This window comes from Streptomyces sp. 11-1-2 (assembly GCF_003595545.1).
In the GTDB taxonomy this organism is placed as follows: Bacteria; Actinomycetota; Actinomycetes; order Streptomycetales; family Streptomycetaceae; genus Streptomyces; species Streptomyces hygroscopicus_B.
Window position 1 is genome coordinate 3283773 of the sequence record NZ_CP022545.1, and the last position, 18380, is coordinate 3302152.

The 18380-nt window shown below is 70.8% G+C and carries 15 protein-coding genes; 2 read left to right on the forward strand and 13 right to left on the reverse strand.

Annotated elements, in window-relative coordinates:
• Positions 1 to 55 precede the first annotated feature (55 nt).
• The 13 genes from pgi to CGL27_RS13865 form a co-directional block, all read right to left on the reverse strand.
• Positions 56 to 1708: a glucose-6-phosphate isomerase gene (gene pgi, locus CGL27_RS13805; RefSeq protein ID WP_078647337.1), complete on the reverse strand. Its 1653-nt coding sequence runs from the start codon at positions 1706 to 1708 to the stop codon at positions 56 to 58.
• Between the two features lie 51 nt (positions 1709 to 1759).
• Positions 1760 to 2998 (reverse strand): MFS transporter, encoded by a 1239-nt coding sequence (locus CGL27_RS13810; protein ID WP_119986941.1) that lies wholly within the window; start codon positions 2996 to 2998, stop codon positions 1760 to 1762.
• Between the two features lie 152 nt (positions 2999 to 3150).
• Positions 3151 to 3486, reverse strand: coding sequence for an RNA polymerase-binding protein RbpA (locus CGL27_RS13815; protein ID WP_009718803.1), 336 nt, complete (start codon positions 3484 to 3486; stop codon positions 3151 to 3153).
• 216 nt (positions 3487 to 3702) lie between these two features.
• Positions 3703 to 3930, reverse strand: a complete 228-nt coding sequence (gene secG, locus CGL27_RS13820) for a preprotein translocase subunit SecG (RefSeq protein WP_046085731.1) — start codon at positions 3928 to 3930, stop codon at positions 3703 to 3705.
• A 113-nt stretch (positions 3931 to 4043) separates the two neighbouring features.
• Positions 4044 to 4820 (reverse strand): triose-phosphate isomerase, encoded by a 777-nt coding sequence (gene tpiA, locus CGL27_RS13825; protein ID WP_119986942.1) that lies wholly within the window; start codon positions 4818 to 4820, stop codon positions 4044 to 4046.
• Between the two features lie 5 nt (positions 4821 to 4825).
• Positions 4826 to 6028, reverse strand: a complete 1203-nt coding sequence (locus CGL27_RS13830; RefSeq protein ID WP_078640816.1) for a phosphoglycerate kinase — start codon at positions 6026 to 6028, stop codon at positions 4826 to 4828.
• Between the two features lie 82 nt (positions 6029 to 6110).
• Complete coding sequence (gene gap, locus CGL27_RS13835) at positions 6111 to 7115, reverse strand: type I glyceraldehyde-3-phosphate dehydrogenase (RefSeq protein WP_059144928.1); 1005 nt, start codon at positions 7113 to 7115, stop codon at positions 6111 to 6113.
• 176 nt (positions 7116 to 7291) lie between these two features.
• Complete coding sequence (locus CGL27_RS13840) at positions 7292 to 10261, reverse strand: M14 family metallopeptidase (protein ID WP_119986944.1); 2970 nt, start codon at positions 10259 to 10261, stop codon at positions 7292 to 7294.
• A 230-nt stretch (positions 10262 to 10491) separates the two neighbouring features.
• The gene (gene whiA, locus CGL27_RS13845) at positions 10492 to 11481 is read right to left on the reverse strand and encodes a DNA-binding protein WhiA (RefSeq protein WP_059144929.1); all 990 of its coding nucleotides are present in this window, start codon (positions 11479 to 11481) and stop codon (positions 10492 to 10494) included.
• Positions 11472 to 12491, reverse strand: coding sequence for a uridine diphosphate-N-acetylglucosamine-binding protein YvcK (yvcK, locus tag CGL27_RS13850; protein WP_078640818.1), 1020 nt, complete (start codon positions 12489 to 12491; stop codon positions 11472 to 11474). The genes whiA and yvcK overlap by 10 nt, the downstream gene beginning before the upstream one ends.
• Positions 12488 to 13423 carry an RNase adapter RapZ gene (gene rapZ, locus CGL27_RS13855; RefSeq protein WP_078640819.1) on the reverse strand — a complete coding sequence of 312 codons (936 nt, stop codon included), beginning with the start codon at positions 13421 to 13423 and terminating at the stop codon, positions 12488 to 12490. The genes yvcK and rapZ overlap by 4 nt, the downstream gene beginning before the upstream one ends.
• The gene (gene uvrC / locus CGL27_RS13860) at positions 13420 to 15501 is read right to left on the reverse strand and encodes an excinuclease ABC subunit UvrC (RefSeq protein ID WP_119986946.1); all 2082 of its coding nucleotides are present in this window, start codon (positions 15499 to 15501) and stop codon (positions 13420 to 13422) included. The genes rapZ and uvrC overlap by 4 nt, the downstream gene beginning before the upstream one ends.
• Positions 15502 to 15651: 150 nt before the next feature.
• Positions 15652 to 16077, reverse strand: a complete 426-nt coding sequence (locus CGL27_RS13865; RefSeq protein ID WP_119986948.1) for a Rieske (2Fe-2S) protein — start codon at positions 16075 to 16077, stop codon at positions 15652 to 15654.
• Between the two features lie 262 nt (positions 16078 to 16339).
• Here CGL27_RS13865 and CGL27_RS13870 point away from each other — a divergent pair, with 262 nt between their 5' ends.
• Both CGL27_RS13870 and CGL27_RS13875 read left to right on the forward strand, forming a co-directional pair.
• Positions 16340 to 17410: a LacI family DNA-binding transcriptional regulator gene (locus tag CGL27_RS13870; RefSeq protein WP_119986950.1), complete on the forward strand. Its 1071-nt coding sequence runs from the start codon at positions 16340 to 16342 to the stop codon at positions 17408 to 17410.
• Positions 17407 to 18357 carry a carbohydrate kinase gene (locus tag CGL27_RS13875; RefSeq protein ID WP_119986951.1) on the forward strand — a complete coding sequence of 317 codons (951 nt, stop codon included), beginning with the start codon at positions 17407 to 17409 and terminating at the stop codon, positions 18355 to 18357. The genes CGL27_RS13870 and CGL27_RS13875 overlap by 4 nt, the downstream gene beginning before the upstream one ends.
• Positions 18358 to 18380 lie beyond the last annotated feature (23 nt).

The following is an 18380-nucleotide window of genomic DNA, read 5'->3' on the forward strand; positions in this document are numbered from 1 at the left end:
GTCGCGTTTTCCCCGCTGTTCCCCGCTGTTCCGTGCTCTTGCGTGCCTCGGGGCCTCAGCGGCCGCGCAGCGAGCGGTAGGTGGCGACCAGCTGCTCGGTGGAGGTGTCAAGACCCGGCACCTCGGCGCCCTCGGTCAGGGCGGGCTCGACGCGCTTGGCGAGCACCTTGCCCAGCTCCACTCCCCACTGGTCGAAGGAGTCGATGTTCCAGACGGCGCCCTGGACGAAGACCTTGTGCTCATAGAGGGCGACCAGCTGGCCCAGCACCGACGGGGTCAGCTCGGAGGCGAGGATCGTGGTGGTGGGGCGGTTGCCCGCGAAGGTCTTGTGCGGCACCAGCTCCTCGGCCACCCCCTCGGCGGCGACCTCCTCGGAGGTCTTGCCGAAGGCCAGCGCCTGGCCCTGGGCGAAGAGGTTGGCCATCAGCAGGTCATGGTGGGACTCCAGCCCGGGCGGCATGTCCTTCACCGGCCGGGCGAAGCCGATCAAATCGGCGGGGACCAGCTTGGTGCCCTGGTGGAGCAGTTGGTAGTAGGCGTGCTGGCCATTGGTGCCGGGGGTGCCCCAGACGATCGGGCCGGTCTGCCAGCCGACGCGATTGCCGTCCCGGTCCACGGACTTGCCGTTGGACTCCATGTCCAGCTGCTGCAGATAATCGGTGAACTTCGACAGATAGTGGCTGTACGGCAGGACGGCATGCGCCTGGGCGTCATGGAAATTGTCGTACCAGATGCCCAACAGGCCCATCAGCAGGGGGACGTTCTCCTCCGGCGGGGCGGTGGCGAAGTGCTCGTCGACCAGATGGAAGCCGGCCAGCATCTCGCGGAAGCAGTCCGGGCCGATGGCGACCATCAGGGAAAGGCCGATGGCCGAGTCATAGGAATAGCGCCCGCCGACCCAGTCCCAGAACCCGAACATGTTGTCCGTGTCGATGCCGAACTCGGCGACCTTCTCGGCATTGGTCGACACCGCCACGAAGTGCTTGGCCACGGCCTCCTCACCGGCCCGCAGCCCGGTCAGCAGCCAGTCGCGGGCGGAGAGGGCGTTGGTAATGGTCTCGACAGTGGTGAAGGTCTTGGAGGCGACGATGAACAGCGTCTCGGCCGGGTCCAGATCGCGCACCGCCTCATGCATATCCGCGCCGTCCACATTGGAGACGAACCGGAATGTCATCGAGCGGTCGGAATAGGCGCGCAGCGCCTCGTACGCCATCTTCGGGCCCAGATCGGAGCCGCCGATACCGATGTTGACGACATTCTTGATCCGCTTGCCGGTGTGACCGGTCCAGTCCCCGGACCTGACGCGATCGGCGAAGACGGCCATCTTGGCGAGCACGGCGTGCACTTCGCCGACAACGTCCTCACCGCCGAGCTTGATCTCCGCGGAGTGTGGTGCGCGCAGCGCGATATGCAGCACCGCGCGGTCCTCGGTGGTGTTGATCCGCTGGCCGCGGAACATGGCGTCCCGCAGCTCGGCCACCTTGGTGGCCCGCGCCAGCTCGCGCAGCAGCCGCAGGGTCTCGTCGGTCACCAGGTGCTTGGAGTAGTCGACGTGGAGATCGCCGACCTGAAGGGTGAGGCGGCGCCCGCGCTCCGGGTCGCCCTCGAACAGGTCGCGCAGATGCGCATCGCCCAGATCCTTGCGGTGTGCGGCCAGCGCATGCCACTCCGGCAGCTGGTCCAGCCTGGTGCGGCCTTCCATGGTCATCTCGGACATCAGCCCACTTCTCGTCGGTGCCTGGCCCCCGTGGCCACCAACCTAATTGATGACGGACCGCATTCCCGGAACGAGGGCCGCCACCCCGCAGACGAAGAGCGCAGCGGCCCCCAGCGCGGGGGTGTTGAGCCCCCACGCCTCGGCCATCACCCCGCCCAGCAGCGCGCCGAGCGGGGCGCCCGCGATCGACAGGGTGCGGAAGGCTGAACTCACCCGCCCCAGTGCCCCGTCGGGGCTGCGCTGCTGCATCATCGTCACCTCGGTCACGTTCCAGACGATCCCCGCGAAGCCGAAGAGGCCCATGGCGGCGACCGCGACCGGCAGGCTCCGTATCGCCCCGAGGACGACCAGGGCGCCGATCTGCGCGGTGCCGCACACCACGAGGGCAGGGGCGCGGCCCAGCTTCTCGGTGAGCCGGGCGGCCACCAGCCCCCCGATCACACTCCCGATGCCGTACACGGTGATGACGGCCGCATAGCCGGTGTTCCCGGCGTCCAGCCAGCCGGTGATGTGCAGCACCAGGGTGGCGATGAGCGCGCCGATGCCGATATTGCACAGCGTGGTGGAGGCGCACAGCGCCCGCAGCGTCCGGTCCCGCCACAGCACGGCCAGGCCCTCGGCGATATCGCGCCGCAGCGATCCACCCGGCGGGCGCGGAGTCCGCTGAGGGGGCGTCACCCCCAGCGAGGCGACCAGCACGGCGGCGGCGAGATAGGTGACCGCGTCCGCCGCGAACGGCATCGCGGCGCCGAGGCCCAGCAGCACCGGCACCAGCGGGGCGCCCACGAACCGGCCCATGACCTCCTGCCCGGTCATCAGCCGGGCGTTGGCCCTGCCCAGCGCCTCCTGCCCGACCACCGAGGGCAGCAGCGCCGTAGCGGCGTTGTCGAACAGGGTCTGCAGCGTGGTCAGGGCGAAGGCGAGGGCGAGCAGCAGCCCGATGGTGGCCTGGTCCAGCCAGACCGCGACGGCGAATCCCGCCATCAGGACGGCCCGCGCGCCGTCCACCGCCCACATCGCCCGCCGCTGGTCCACCCGGTCGGCGATCGCCCCGCCGATCAGCCCGAACAGCAGCCAGGGCAGAAAGCCGCAGGCGGTCACGAGCGAGACCAGCACCGGCGAATCGGTCAGCGAGACGGCCAGCAGCGGCAGTGCCGCACCCCGCAGGGCGTCCCCGAACCGGGAGACGACCGCGGCCGCCCACAGCCGCCCGAACCCCCCGCGCCACGCGGGCGCCACCGGTTTTCCGGCGCCCAGCTCACCGGCGTCCACCGCGGCCATGACAGTCCCCCCATGCATCCGCCCCGCCCGGTGGGACGGCTCCCCCCGGAGATTCAGCACCCCACGACCGTAGCCCGCACCACTGACAACGGCCCGGCCGCGCACCCCTCACAGGGAGGTGCCCGGCCGGGCCGTCGTACCACGTTCTGTGTCTAGATCTCGCCCCGGAGCTTGGCGAGTGCCTCGGCGAGAATCGCCTCGCCGTCGGCGTCGCTGCGCCGCTCCCGTACGTACGCCAGATGCGTCTTGTACGGCTCGGTGCGCGGCGGGTCCGGCGGGTTGTCCCGGTCCTTGCCGGCCGGGAAGCCGCAGCGGGGGCAGTCCCACGTGTCAGGGATCTGCGCATCGCTGGCGAAGCTCGGCACGGTCTCATGCCCGTTCGAGCACCAGAAGGAGATGCGCAGGCGCGGCGCCGATTCGCCTCGCTCGGCCTCTCCCATCGGCCCCGCTCCGACCCGGCTTCCACGGATCGCGTTGCCACTTGCCACGGTCGTAACTCCCTGCGTGATGGTGCCGCGAAGCCTCGATTGGCAGCTTCGCCGCCCGGCGCCCCAGTCTACGTAAGGCCCAACGCGCGTCCAGTGAGAGGAGTTACACCCGTCCCCGAGGACGCCATGCCATCATAGGCCGCATATGGGCCCCGCTGACGACGGTACGTCAGTTATCGGGCGTCGGCCGGACCCTCAGCGGGCCCCGCCGGAGCCTCAGTCGAGCTTCATCAGCAGCCCGAGCACGACGATGCAGACGAACCACAGCAGCCCGACCACCACGGTGATGCGGTCCAGGTTGCGCTCGGCGACCGAGGAGCCGCCCACCGAGGACTGCATGCCGCCACCGAACATGTCGGACAGGCCGCCGCCCTTCCCCTTGTGCATGAGCACCAACATCATCAGCAGCAGGCTGAAGACGATGAGGGCGATCGAAAACCCCATGATCACAGCTGGACCAACCTTCTCGGGCTTGTACGGACGTCGGGGGCCGGACGGTGCGATTCCCACCGCCTCGACCCCCGACAGGGTACGACGACGCGCGCGCTAGGGCCTACTCACTGGTCGCGGAAACGAACGATCTTGACGAATTCGTCCGCGTCCAGCGCGGCCCCGCCGATCAGGGCGCCGTCCACATCCGGCTGGGCCATGATCGCGGCGACGTTCCCGGACTTCACCGAGCCGCCGTACTGGATCCGGACCTTGTCGGCGACCTCCTGGCCGTAGAGCTCGGCGAGCCGGCCGCGGATGGCCCCGCAGACCTCCTGGGCGTCCTCGGGGGTCGCGACCTCGCCGGTGCCGATCGCCCAGACCGGCTCGTAGGCGATCACGATGGTCTCGGCCTGCTCGGCGGGGATGTCCTTGAGACCGCCGTCCACCTGCGCGAGGGTGTGGGCGACCTGGTTGCCCGCCTTACGGACCTCGAGGCCCTCCCCGACGCACAGGATCGGGGTGAGGTCATGGCGGAAGGCCGCCTTGACCTTGGCGTTGCACAGCTCGTCGGACTCGCAGTGGTACTGGCGCCGCTCCGAGTGCCCGACGACGGCGAAGGTGCACTTGAGCTTGGACAGCATCGGGCCGGAGATCTCGCCGGTGTAGGCGCCGGAGTCCTGCGCGGAGATGTCCTGGGCGCCGTACTTGATCTTCAACTTGTCGCCATCGACCAGGGTCTGCACCGACCGCAGATCGGTGAAGGGCGGCAGCACCGCGACCTCCACGGCCTCGTAGTCCTTGTCGGCGAGCGCGAAGGCGAGCTTCTGGACATGGGCGATGGCCTCGAGGTGGTTGAGGTTCATCTTCCAGTTGCCCGCCATCAGCGGCGTACGGTCACTCACAGTGTTCAGTCCTCCAGTGCGGCGAGGCCGGGGAGCGTCTTGCCCTCGAGGTATTCGAGGCTCGCTCCACCGCCGGTCGAGATGTGGCCGAAAGCGTTCTCGTCGAAGCCCAGGATCCGTACGGCCGCGGCGGAGTCGCCGCCGCCGACCACGGTGAAGGCCGGGCTGTCCAGGAGCGCCTGGGCCACGGCCCGGGTGCCCTCGGCGAAGTCGGGGTGCTCGAAGACGCCCATCGGGCCGTTCCAGAAGACGGTGGCCGCGTCGGCCAGCTTCGAGGCGTACAGCTTGCGGGTCTCCGGGCCGATATCCAGCCCCTGAAGATCGGCCGGGATCGCGTCCGCGGCGATGACCTGCGGGTTCGCGGGGGCCTTGGTCTTCAGGTCCGGGAATTCGGACGCGGCCGTGACATCGACCGGGAGCACGAACTCCACCCCGCGCTCCTTGGCCCGGCGCAGATAGTCCTGGACCGCCGGGACCTGGTCCTCCTGCAGCAGCGAGCCGCCGACCTCATGGCCCTGGGCCTTGAGGAAGGTATAGGCCATGCCGCCGCCGATCAGGATGCGGTCGGCCTTCTCCAGCAGGTGGTCGATGACGCCGAGCTTGTCGGAGACCTTGGCGCCGCCGAGGACGACCGCGTAGGGCCGCTTGACGTCCTCGGTGAGCTTCTTCAGGACCGAGAGCTCGGCGGCGATCAGCTCGCCCGCGGCATGCGGCAGCCGGGCCGGGAGGTCGTACACGGAGGCGTGCTTACGGTGGACCGCGCCGAAGCCGTCGCCCACGTAGAGGTCGGCGAGGGTGGCGAGCCGGTCGGCGAAGGCGCCGCGCTCGGCGTCGTCCTTACTGGTCTCGCCGGCGTTGAAGCGCAGGTTCTCCAGCAGCGCGACCTCGCCGTCGCCGAGCGCCGCCACAGTGGCCTGAGCGCTCTCGTCCACGGTGTCGGTCGCGAAGGCGACCTGCTTGCCGAGGAGTTCACCGAGCCGCCGGGCGACGGGGGCGAGCGAGTACTGCGGGTCCGGGGCGCCCTTGGGGCGGCCCAGGTGCGAGGCGACGATCACCCTGGCACCCCGGTCCAGGAGCTTGTTGATCGTCGGGACGGCGGCGCGGATCCGGCCGTCGTCGGTGATCGTCTCGCCGTCGAGCGGGACGTTCAGATCGACGCGGACGAAGACCCGCTGCCCGGCGACCTGAAGATCGTCAATCGTCTTCACAGGGATGACTCCTTGATCATGGATCGGGGCCCGCTACGACGCCGTCGTAGCGGGCCCCATTCCTAGCTCATCGGGACAGCGGTCAGAGCCGCTCGCCGACGAAGACGGTCAGGTCCACGAGGCGGTTGGAGTAGCCCCACTCGTTGTCGTACCAGCCGACGACCTTGACCTGCTTGCCCTGGACCATGGTCAGAGAGGAGTCGAAGGTGCAGGACGCGGGCCAGTTGACGATGTCCGAGGAGACGATCGGGTCCTCGGTGTACTCCAGGATGCCCTTGAGCTGACCCTCGGCGGCCTTCTGGAAGGCCGTGTTGATCTCGTCCTTGGTGACCTCGCGGTCGAGCTCCAGGACGAGGTCGGTGACCGAGCCGGTCGGGACCGGGACGCGCATCGCGATGCCGTCCAGCTTGCCCTTGAGCTGCGGCAGGACCAGCGCGGTGGCCTTGGCGGCACCGGTGGAGGTCGGAATGATGTTCTCCGCCGCCGCGCGGGCGCGACGCAGGTCCTTGTGCGGGAAGTCCAGGATGCGCTGGTCGTTGGTGTACGCGTGGACCGTCGTCATCATGCCCTTGACGATGCCGAAGTTCTCGTCGAGGACCTTGGCCATCGGCGCCACACAGTTGGTGGTGCAGGAGGCGTTGGAGATGACGTGCTGGTTCGCCGGGTCGTACTTGTCGTTGTTGACGCCCATCACGATCGTGATGTCCTCGTCCTTGGCGGGCGCGGAGATCAGGACCTTCTTGGCGCCGGCGGCGAGGTGCTTGGCGGCGTCCTCGCGCTTGGTGAAGATGCCGGTGGACTCCACCACGATGTCGGCGCCGAGTTCGCCCCACGGAAGGGCCGCCGGGTCGCGCTCGGCCATCGTCTTGAAGGTCTGGTTGCCCACCGTGATGGTGTCCTCGGTGTGGCTGACCTCGTGCTTCAGCCGGCCGAGGATGGTGTCGTACTTCAGCAGGTGCACCAGGGTGGCGTTATCGGTCAGGTCGTTGACACCGACGATCTCGATGTCCGCGCCCTGCTCAAGGAGCGCGCGGAAGTAGTTGCGACCGATGCGGCCAAAGCCGTTGATGCCTACGCGGATCGTCACGAACCGATCTCCTCGTTGGTATGCCGGTCTGGACGCCGGCGAACGTGTATGGGATGTCCCCGACCGCCTCCGACCCTACCGCTATCACGGGACGTACGTGACATTGGCAATCGGCGGCCCATGACCACCGGAAAGTGGTACGGGCCGCCGATTCAGTCACGATTTGTCACGCGCTGTCAACGACGCAGCGCACGCAGCGCGTCGGCCACCAGCCGGGCCCTCTGGGCGGCGTCCGGGACATGCTCCAGGCCGAAGCCCAGCAGCACGGTGTCCCGGGTGGTGACGCCCGCGACGGTGTGGAAGAGCTCCCGGGAACGGGACCAGTCCCCCGAGTTCGCCGGGCTGCCCTCCGGCGCCCCCGAGACCGACCAGGGGCCGAGCGCGGTCTCGAAGCCCTCGGAGTCCTTGGCGGTGCCGCCGACGGTGAACTCGGTGCCGTCCACGAAGGCGCCCCGGCCGCCGGTGCCCGGGTCGGTGACGTACGAGACGGCCAGCTCGACCTTCTTGCCCGCGTAGCCGCTCAGGTCCACGGAGACCGGCCGCCACCCCTCGGAGGAGCCCGTCAGGCTGTTCCAGGCCCCGGTGCTGCCCTGTGCGCCGCAGCCGTCGTCGCCGGGGGTCAGGTAGTGCTTCAGGAACGGGTGCAGATTGAGCAGGAAGCCCGCCTCGCACTCGGTGGGCACCTCGGTGGAGGAACCGCCGTTCGCGTCGGGGAGGGTGGTCCAGTCGTCCTGGCCCGCGGTGTGCGCCTCGATGACCACATGGTCGTAGCCGGGCTCGGTGTCGTAGCTGAGCCGGAAGGCCAGGGCCGGTTTGTCGGCGGCGGCCACACCGGTCAGGTCGACCGTGCGGGACAGCCGCATCCAGGAGTTGTCATGGTGGCCCGCGGCCGCCATCCAGTCGCCCTCATAGGGCTGGTACGGGGTGCGCGTGCCCGGGTACGCCCCCGCGCCCGCGCCGCGGAACTGGGGGAAGTCCTTCGGCGGCAGCACATCGGAGGTGACCGTGTAGGCGCCCGCGGCGTCCAGGGGATTGCCGGGGGCGTCGCCGAGGTTCACGCCGGTGCCCGCGAGCGCGCCGGCGCCCTGGAAGGCGGTGGGCGACTTCAGGGTGAGCCGGCTGTCGGCGCCCAGGTAGTACTGGCTGAAGTCGTCGGTGTCGGCCGGACCCACCTCGGAGCTGCCGCCCGCCCGCTCACCGGTGGTGATCAGTTTGCCGCCCTCGTTGAGGAAGTCGCGCACCGCGAGCAGGGTCGGGCCGCCGGGCCGTTCGGCGCCGGTGTACCAGAGCACGGTCCTGAAGTGGCTCAGCACCCCGAGCGCGGACGGCGCCCCCTGGGTGGCCACGTCCCAGACAGCGGCCTTACGGCCGTTGTCGGCCAGCGCCCGGGTGTACGCGGCGGTGTGCCGGGCCGGGGAGGTGCCGCCCTCCTCGGCGATCACCAGCGTGTCGGCGCGGGGCCGCTTGGCCACGGTGTAGGCGAACGGCTCGCCGACGGTCCGCTTGCCGCTCTTCGTACGGCCGGTGAACCAGACCTTGACCCGCTGCCCGGGGTCCGCGCCCTTGACGGCGGCGCGGTACTGGTCGAAGAGGACGTTGTCCTCGCCGCCGTAGGTCTCGCCGCCCTTCCACGCCTTCAGCGAGGCGGTGCGGGTGCGGCCGCCGTCCACGCGGTAGTTGAGCCGCTTGTCGCGAACACTTTTACGGACGGTGACGGCGACGTCCTGGTCGCCGCCGCGGGCGTAGGACGTGGTGAAGGTGTCCGGGGTGAAGTCGGGCGCGGTCAGGCCGACGGACGAGGACGGCCGGTCCGGGTGCTCGGCGGTCTCGGCGACGGAGAGCGCGAAGGGGATGTTCTTGGTGAACTCCTGCGCGATCAGCTTCTCGTCGTCGGGAAAGGTGAAGACGGACGCGCAGTCACGCGGCTGCCAGGCGTCGTCCGGGTCGACGCCGGAGGCGGTCTGACACGTCGACATCTCCGGGGTGAACATCATCATCCCGTTGACGTTCGCGGCGTGGCCGTCGGCCTCGCCGTTGGTGGTGTACAGCTCGGAGGAGACCTGCGGGTGGTACCCGGGGATCGCGGAGTGCTCCGGGGTGCCGGCCAGGGACTTGTAGAGGACGTCGTCCGGGGTCGGGGTGGCGACCTGCCAGCCGACGCCGTAGAGCAGCAGTTCGGCGGCCGAGTGGTAGTTGATGCCGTACGTGAAGCCGATGCGCTTCTCGAAGGCGTCCAGCGCCTTGGTCTCCGGCTCGGAGCCTGCGGCGGGTCCCCGGTAGGTCTCGTCGGCCGGGTCGGCGGACGAACCCTCGTTGTCGTAGCCCCACTTGTAGCCGAAGTTGCGGTTGAGGTCGACGCCGTCGCCTGCGGTGATCTTGCCGTCGCCGTTGTTGTCGCGCAAGTTCTTGCGCCACTGGCGGTTGTCCGGGCTCTGATGCGTGTAGTCGTAGCCGTCCGGGTTGGCGGACAGGACGAACCACAGTTCGGTACGGTCCACGATCTTGGTGACGCGGTCGTCCTTGCCGTAGTTGTCGAGGTAGTGGTGCATCAGCCGGCGGGTCATCTCCGGGGTGATCCACTCACGGGCGTGCTGATTGGACATGTACAGCACCGACGGCTTGCTGCCGTCGCGGGTCTTCCCGGCGCCCTTGCTCAGCTTGAGGGCGAGGATGTCCTTGCCGCGGCCGGTCTTGCCGATGCTGACGACCTTGGTGAGGCCGGGGTGGGCCCGGCCGGTCTCGACGATCTCCTGCTGGAGCCCGCCCTCGCCGCTGTAGGGGCGGAAGACGCCGTCGCCCGCGGCCCTCAGGCGATTGCGGGTCGGTGCGGAGATCTTCTTCTCGGTGAGCCGCACGCCCTTGCCGCGCAGCGCGGCGGCCTGCTTCCCGGTGAGGTAGAGCTCGACCGGGCCGGTGCCCTTCTCGGGCACCTGCCGCCCCAGTTCGGTGCCGTCCGCCCCGGCCCGCAGCAGCAGCAGCGGAATCTGACCCTTGGTGACCTGGGCGGTCCATACGGACAACCCGTCGCCGGCGGGGTTCGCCGGCGGTTGTGCGGGGGCCGCGGGTGTCGCGGCCAGTCCCCCCAGGAGCAACGCGGCGAGTGCCACCGCCGCGCCGCTCGATCTCACCGTGCGTCTGAGCTTCATCAGCCCCCCTGGCTGTCGCGTGAAGACCCGCGGGTGCGCAGGCGCACCAGACTTGTCAGGACACATGGTCATGTCAACAGCGGCGCGCGGAACCGGTCCGTACACAACCCCGGGGACGCAAACACCCCCGGATCGCTCGTGTGATCCGGGGGCGCGGGGTGCGGCTTCGGTGCCGCTCTCGGGCGGCCGTTCTCGGGCGGCCGTTCTCGGGGCAGCCGCTCTCGGGGCGGTCAGCCGACCATGCCCTCGGCCATCTCCTCGGTCAGGCTGGACTCGGTGCCGGGGATGCCCAGGTCCTGGGCGCGCTTGTCGGCCATGGCCAGCAGCCGGCGGATGCGGCCCGCGACGGCGTCCTTGGTCAGCGGCGGGTCGGCGAGGGCACCCAGCTCCTCCAGGGACGCCTGCTTGTGCTCCATGCGCAGCCGACCGGCCGCGGCGAGGTGCTCGGGCACCTCGTCGGCCAGGATCTCCAGGGCGCGCTGCACCCGGGCCCCGGCGGCGACGGCGGCGCGGGCCGAGCGGCGCAGATTGGCGTCGTCGAAGTTGGCGAGGCGGTTGGCGGTCGCCCGCACCTCGCGTCGCATCCGCCGCTCCTCCCAGGCGAGGACCGACTCATGCGCCCCCAGCCGCGTCAACAGCGCGCCGATGGCGTCACCGTCCCGGACGACCACCCGGTCCACCCCGCGCACCTCGCGCGCCTTGGCGGCGATCTGCAGCCGGCGGGCGGCGCCGACCAGTGCGAGCGCGGCCTCCGGGCCGGGGCAGGTCACCTCCAGAGAGGACGAGCGGCCGGGCTCGGTGAGCGAGCCATGGGCGAGGAAGGCCCCGCGCCAGGCGGCCTCGGCGTCGCAGGTGGCGCCGGAGACGACCTGCGGCGGCAGCCCGCGGATCGGCCGGCCGCGGCCGTCGACCAGGCCGGTCTGCCGCGCCAGCTGGTCACCGCCCGCCACCACCCGCACCACGTACCTGCTGCCGCGGCGCAGCCCACCGGGGGCCATCACCACCAGATCCGAGGAGTGGCCGAAGATCTCCAGGATGTCCTTGCGCACCCTGCGGGCCGCGATCCCGGTGTCCAGCTCCGCCTCGATCACGATGCGCCCGCTGACCAGGTGCAGCCCGCCCGCGAACCGCAGGATCGCCGAGACCTCTGCTTTCCGGCAGCAGGTCCGGGTGACGGGGAGCCGGGAGATTTCGTCCTTCACCGCTGCCGTCATCGCCATGGGCCGATCCTTCCATGCATCCGAAAAATACGGTCGTACGCGGCCGCCAGAAGCTCCGGGTCGTGCTTCGGGGCACCGTCGGTCGCGGCCACCGGCGCCAGCTCGACCGTGCCGCCCAGCCGCTTGGCCGCGTCGCACAGACTGCTCTGGTCGGGGACGGCGGCCTCATCGGCCAGCACCACGTCGAAGGCGAGTTTAGGGGCGTGTCGGGCCAAAACCTCCAAATGACGCTGCGGAGAGAAGCCATCGGTTTCTCCGGGCTGAGGGGCGAGGTTCAGGGACAGCACCCGCCGGGCCTTGGTCTCGGTGAGCGCCTGGAGCAGATCGGGGACCAGCAGATGTGGGATCACGGAGGAGAACCAGGAGCCGGGCCCCAGCACCACCCAGTCGGCGTCCATGACCGCCTCGACGGCCTCGGGGACGGCCGGAGGGTCGTGCGGCACCAGATGAACCGACTGCACCTCGCCGCGGGTCAGCGCCACGGTGGCCTGCCCGGCGACGGTGGAGACCTCGTCCGGGCGCGCCGGGTCATGGCCCCGGACGTACGCCTGGAGCTCCAGCGGGACGGCCGACATGGGCAGCACCCGGCCATGGGCGCCCAGCAGCTTGCCGACCAGGTCGAGCGCCTTCACATGGTCGCCGAGCTGCTCCCACAGGGCGACGATCAGCACATTGCCGACCGCGTGGCCGTGCAGCTCGCCCTCGCTGATGAAGCGATGCTGGATGACCCGCGCCCAGGTCTGGCCCCAGTCGTCGTCGCCGCACAGCGCGGCCAGGGCCTTGCGCAGATCGCCGGGCGGCAGCACGCCCAGCTCGTCGCGGAGCCGCCCGCTGGAGCCCCCGTCGTCGGCCACGGTGACGACGGCGGTGAGGTCGCCGGTGATCCGGCGCAGTGCGGCGAGCGACGCGGACAGGCCCATACCGCCGCCGAGTGCGACGACCTTGGGCTGCGCGCTCCGGCTGGTCCGTGCTCCGACCAGCCGTCGCAGCCGCTTGGTACGAATGGTCACTCGCGCCCCATGTCCCGGTGGACGATGACGGTCTCCACTCCCTCGGCGGCCAGCCGCGGGGCGAGCCGCTCGGACATCGCCACACTGCGGTGCTTGCCGCCGGTGCAGCCGATGGCGATGGTCACATAGCGCTTGCCCTCGCGGCGGTAGCCCGCGGCGATGAGCTGGAGCAGCTCCGCGTAGCGGTCGAGGAACTCCTTGGCGCCGGGCTGGTTGAAGACATAGCTGGAGACCTCCTCGTTGAGCCCGGTGAAGGGGCGCAGCTCGGGGACCCAGTGCGGATTGGGCAGGAAGCGGCAGTCCACCACCAGATCGGCGTCGACCGGCAGCCCGTACTTGTAGCCGAACGACATCACGGTGGCCCGCAGCTCGGGCTCCTCCTCGCCCGCGAACTGGGGGTCCATCTTGGCGCGCAGTTCATGCACGTTGAGGCTGGAGGTGTCGATCACCAGGTCGGCGTCCCCGCGCAGCTCGCGCAGCAGATCGCGCTCGGCGGCGATGCCGTCCACGATCCGGCCGTCGCCCTGGAGGGGATGCGGGCGGCGCACGGATTCGAAGCGGCGCACCAGGGCCTCGTCGGACGCCTCCAGGAACAGCACGCGCCGCTTGACGTTCTTGGCGGCGAGGTCGGCGAGGGACTCGCGGAGGTTGTCGAAGAAGCGGCGGCCGCGGACGTCCACCACCACGGCGATCCGCGCCACATTGCCCTGGGAGCGGGCGCCCAGGTCGACCATGGTGGGGATCAGCGCGGGCGGCAGGTTGTCCACGACGAACCAGCCGAGGTCCTCCAGACACTTGGCGGCGGTGCTGCGGCCCGCGCCCGACATTCCAGAGATGATCACCAGCTCGGGGATGGCCGCCGCCTCGGCGGGCTCGCCCGACATGCCCGTATTCACCTGCGCTCCGTCTCCATGGTTCTCGTGCTCGGTCATGGTCTGGTCCCCCCGTTCGATGAGGACGCCGCACCGGCGGCCTCGTCCTCAATGATCTCTCCTGTGGCGGTGTTCACGGCGGGCGCGGCCGGGGCGGACCCGGCGAGCGCCGCGGCGACCGTCTCGGCCGTCTTACGGCCGACGCCCGGCACCTCGCAGATCTGCTCGACCGTGGCGGCGCGCAGCCGCTTGACCGAGCCGAAATGCTTCAGCAGGGCCTGCTTACGGCTGTCACCGAGGCCCGGAACGGTGTCCAGCGGCCCGGCCTTCATCGACTTGGCGCGCTTGCTGCGCTGGTAGGTGATGGCGAAGCGGTGGGCCTCGTCGCGGACCCGCTGGAGGAGGTAGAGCCCCTCGCTGCTGCGCGGCAGCACCACCGGGTCCTCCTCGTCCGGCAGCCACACCTCCTCGAGCCGCTTGGCGAGGCCGCAGACGGCGACATCGTCGACGCCGAGCTCGTCCAGGGCCCGTTGGGCGGCGGCCACCTGCGGCTTTCCACCGTCGACCACGACGAGCTGGGGCGGGTAGGCGAACCGCTTCGGCCTGCCCTCCTCGTCGATCGGGCCGGAGGGCCCCTCGGCGGGGCCGTCGAGGGCCTGCCCGGGGGGTGCGGTGGTGCCGATGGTCTCTGTGTCCTCTGCGGCCTCGCTGGCCTGCTCCTCCCACTCCCCCGTCTTCTGCTTCTCCAGGAGATAGCGGCGGAAGCGGCGGCTGACGACCTCATGCATGGAGCGGACATCGTCCTGCCCGGCGAAGCTCTTGATCTGGAAGCGGCGGTACTCACTCTTACGGGGGAGCCCGTCCTCGAAGACCACCATGGAGGCCACCACGTCATCTCCCTGCAGATGGGAGATGTCGAAGCACTCGACGCGCAGCGGGGCGGAGTCCAGCCCCAGGGCCTCGGCGATCTCCTCCAGCGCCCGGGAGCGCGTGGTGAGGTCGGAGGCGCGCTTGGTCTTGTGCAGCGCGAGCGCCTGCTGGGCGTTGCGCTGGACGGTCTGCATCAGGTCCTTCTTGTCGCCGCGCTGCGGGATGCGCAGATCGACCAGGGAGCCCCGGCGCCCGGTGAGCCACTGGGTGACCGGCTCGGCCGGGTCCGGCACGGCGGGCACCAGGACCTCCTTGGGGACCGCGTCGCCGCGCTCCTCCCCGTACAACTGCTGCAGGGCGTGCTCGACCAGCCCGGCGGTGTCGACGGCCTCGACCTTGTCGGTGACCCAGCCGCGCTGACCGCGCACCCGGCCGCCTCGCACATGGAAGATCTGGACGGCGGCCTCCAGCTCGTCCTCGGCGACCGCCATCAGATCGGCGTCGGTGGCGTCGGCGAGAACCACCGCGTTCTTCTCCATGGCGCGCTTGAGCGCCCCTATGTCGTCGCGGAGCCGGGCCGCCTTCTCGTACTCCATGTCCTCGGCGGCCTCGTGCATCTGCTGCTCCAGGCGGCGCAGATAGGTGCCGGTGCGGCCGGCCATGAAGTCGCAGAATTCCTCGGCGAGTTCGCGGTGCTCCTCGGCGGTGACACGGCCGACGCAGGGGGCCGAGCATTTGCCGATATAGCCGAGCAGACAGGGGCGGCCGATCTGGGCGGAGCGCTTGAACACCCCGGCGGAGCAGGTCCGGACGGGGAACACGCGCAGCATCAGGTCGACGGTCTCGCGGATGGCCCAGGCGTGGCCGTAAGGGCCGAAGTAGCGCACGCCCTTCTTCTTGGCGCCGCGCATCACCTGGACCCGGGGGAACTCCTCGTTCAGGGTCACGGCGAGGGAGGGGTAGCTCTTGTCGTCGCGGTACTTGACGTTGAACCGGGGGTCGTACTCCTTGATCCAGGAGTACTCGAGCTGCAGGGCCTCGACCTCGGTGGAGACCACGGTCCACTCCACGGCGGCGGCCGTGGTGACCATGGTGCGGGTGCGCGGGTGGAGGTTCGCCAGGTCCTGGAAGTACGACGAGAGCCGCGGGCGCAGGCTCTTCGCCTTTCCTACGTAGATCACCCGGCCGTGCTCATCACGGAACTTGTAGACCCCCGGCGACTCGGGGATCTGTCCCGGCTTGGGGCGGTAGCTGCTCGGGTCGGCCATGGTCACCACCCTACTTGCGGGGAGTGACACATCCGGGCCCTCGGGACGGGGTCGGCCGAGGTCCAGTGGATTGGGGGATTCCGCGCCCGCTCGGGCGCGCGCCGGGCGCCCGCTCAGGCGTCAGGGCCCGCTCGGGCACCGGGCGTCCGCTCAGACGTCGGGGCCCGCCACGAGCCGTCCGCCTTCCGCGGTGACCGGGATCGACGGCAGCGGCTTCTCCGCGGGTCCCTGGAGGACCTTGCCGGTGCGGGCGTCGAACTGGCTGCCGTGGCAGGGGCAATTGATCTTGCCGTCCTCGACGCTGTCGACGACGCACCCGGCGTGGGTGCACACCGCGCTGAACGCCGTGAACTCGCCCTTGGCGGACTGGGCGACCACCACCCGCTGCTCACGGTAGATCTTGGCGCCGCCGACCGGGACGACACCGGCCGAGCCGAGCTCGACGGGGGCGGTGGGCGTCGAGGACGCCTTCTGGTCCGAACCGTCCGGGGAACAGGCCGCCGCCCCGAGCCCGGCGGCTCCGGCCAGCGCGGCGCAGCACAGCAGGGTTCGGCGGGAGGCGGGCTGGCTGGACATACGGCTCCTGGGGGGTGTGAGGGGCCCTCCGACCATACCGGCACAGATCCCTCCGCTCGCCACCGCCTCCCAGGGACGGCGTAAGCGCTTACGCAAACGTTTACGTCCGACCGTGGATGCGATACGTTACGTGCCCCCGGGGCCCGGTGGCCTCATGAATCCGGTGGCCTCATGAATCCGGTGACCCCCATGGGTCCGGTGACCCCTATGGGTCCGGTGACCCCGACAACCCGACGACCCTCGACGCGGAGGACCGCAGCGGATGGCAACCATGGTCGACGTCGCCCGGCGTGCCGGGGTGTCCGTGGCCACCGTCTCGCATGTGCTCAACGAGACCCGGCCGGTCCGTCCGGACACCCGTAAGGCCGTGCTGGACGCCATCGACGACCTCGGGTACATCCCCAATACGCTGGCGCGCTCCCTGGTGACCGCGCGCACCCGCTCGATCGGGCTGGCCGTCTCGGCGATCAGCAATCCGTACTTCACCGAGATCCTCCAGGGCGTCGAGTCCAGCGCCCTGGAGCAGGGGTACGGGCTGCTGATCGCCGATCCGCATGACGATCCCGAACATGAGCGCAAGGTCGTCCGGCTGCTCCATGAGCGGCGGGTGGACGGCGTGATCGTCGCCCCGTCGGCCGAGCCCGCCGGGCTGCTCGAGTATCTGGCCCGCCGTAAGATCCCCGCCGTCTTCCTCGACCGGCTGGTCGGCGACGCCCATGACCAGGTGTGTGCCGAGAACACCCGCCCCGTCGAACAGCTGGTCCACCACCTCGCCGGCCTCGGCCACACCCGCATCGGACTGGTCGCGGGACTGCCGGGGCTGAGCACCACCACCGAGCGGATCGCGGGCTACCGTGCCGGGCTGGCGCGGCAGGGGCTGCCGTTCCGCCCCGGGCTGCTGGCCGAGGGCCACTCCGAGGCACGGGGCGCGCAGGACGCCGTCCACCGGCTGCTGGCCTCCCCCGAGCCGCCCACCGCGATCATCACCGCGAACAACGCGATGACCATCGGCGCGCTGCGCGCCCTGCGGACGGCGGGCCTGAGCGTGCCGGACGATCTCGCGCTCGTCTGCTTCGACGACTTCTCCTGGGCGGATGTCTTCTCCCCCGGGCTCACCGCGATCTCCCAGCCCAGCCGGGAGGTCGGCGCCACCGCCGTCCGGCTGCTGCTCGACCGGCTGGAGAACCCGGGGCTGCCGCCGCGCACCGTCCGGCTGCCCTGCGCCTTCGTCCACCGCACCTCCTGCGGCTGTGTGGCCGAAGCCCCCGACCGACCGCTCGACCGACCGCTCCCCGGAACCCCCGGACTCCCCGGAAAGGACCCCGTCTCGTGATCGTCGTCGCCGGAGAAGCCCTGATCGACCTCGTGCCCGAGCGCACGTCGAGCGCCGCGGCGGGCGACCGGCTGCCCGCGCTGCGCCCGGCACGCGGCGGCGGCCCGTACAACACCGCGCTGGCGCTGGGGCGGCTCGGCTCGCCCACCGCGTTCTGCTCTCGGGTCTCCACGGACGGCTTCGGGGAGGCGCTGCTGGAGGGGTTGCGGAAGGACGGCGTGGGCACCGCGCTGGTGCAGCGCGGCCAGGAGCCCACGACCCTCGCCGTCGCCTCCATCGGGGCCGATGGCTCGGCCGGATACGGCTTCTATGTGCAAGGCACCGCGGACCGCCTCTTCACCCTGCCGCCGTCCCTTCCCGAGGGGGTGCGCGCGCTGTCGCTGGGCACCTGCTCGCTGGTGCTGGAGCCGGGCGCGAGCGCGTATGAGGAACTGCTGCGGCGCGAGGCCGCGCGTGGCGTCTTCACCACGCTGGACCCCAATATCCGCACCGGCCTGATCCCCGACGCAGACGCCTACCGGGCCCGTTTCCAGGGCTGGCTGCCTCATGTCGGCCTGCTGAAGCTGTCCATAGAGGACGCGCGGTGGCTGGCCGACTCGGAGGATGCGGACGCTGTGGAGACGGCCGTGGGCCAGTGGCTGGCGGCGGGCCCGGCGGCCGTGGTGCTCACCCATGGCGGGGAGGGGCTGAGCGTACGGCGCCAGGACGGCTCCGTGCTCTCGGTGCCGGGCGAGCGGGTGGACATCGTGGACACCATCGGGGCGGGCGACACCGTGAACGCCGCCCTGCTGCACCGGCTGGCGGGGCACCAGGCGCTGTCGGCGCCCGCGCTGGCCAAGCTGGAGGAGGCGGCCTGGCTCGATGTGCTGGGCTTCGCCGCCCGCGCCGCCGCGATCACCTGCTCCCGAGCGGGCGCGGAGCCGCCCTACGCCTCCGAGCTGGTCTGACCCACCCCGCGCACGCGAACGCC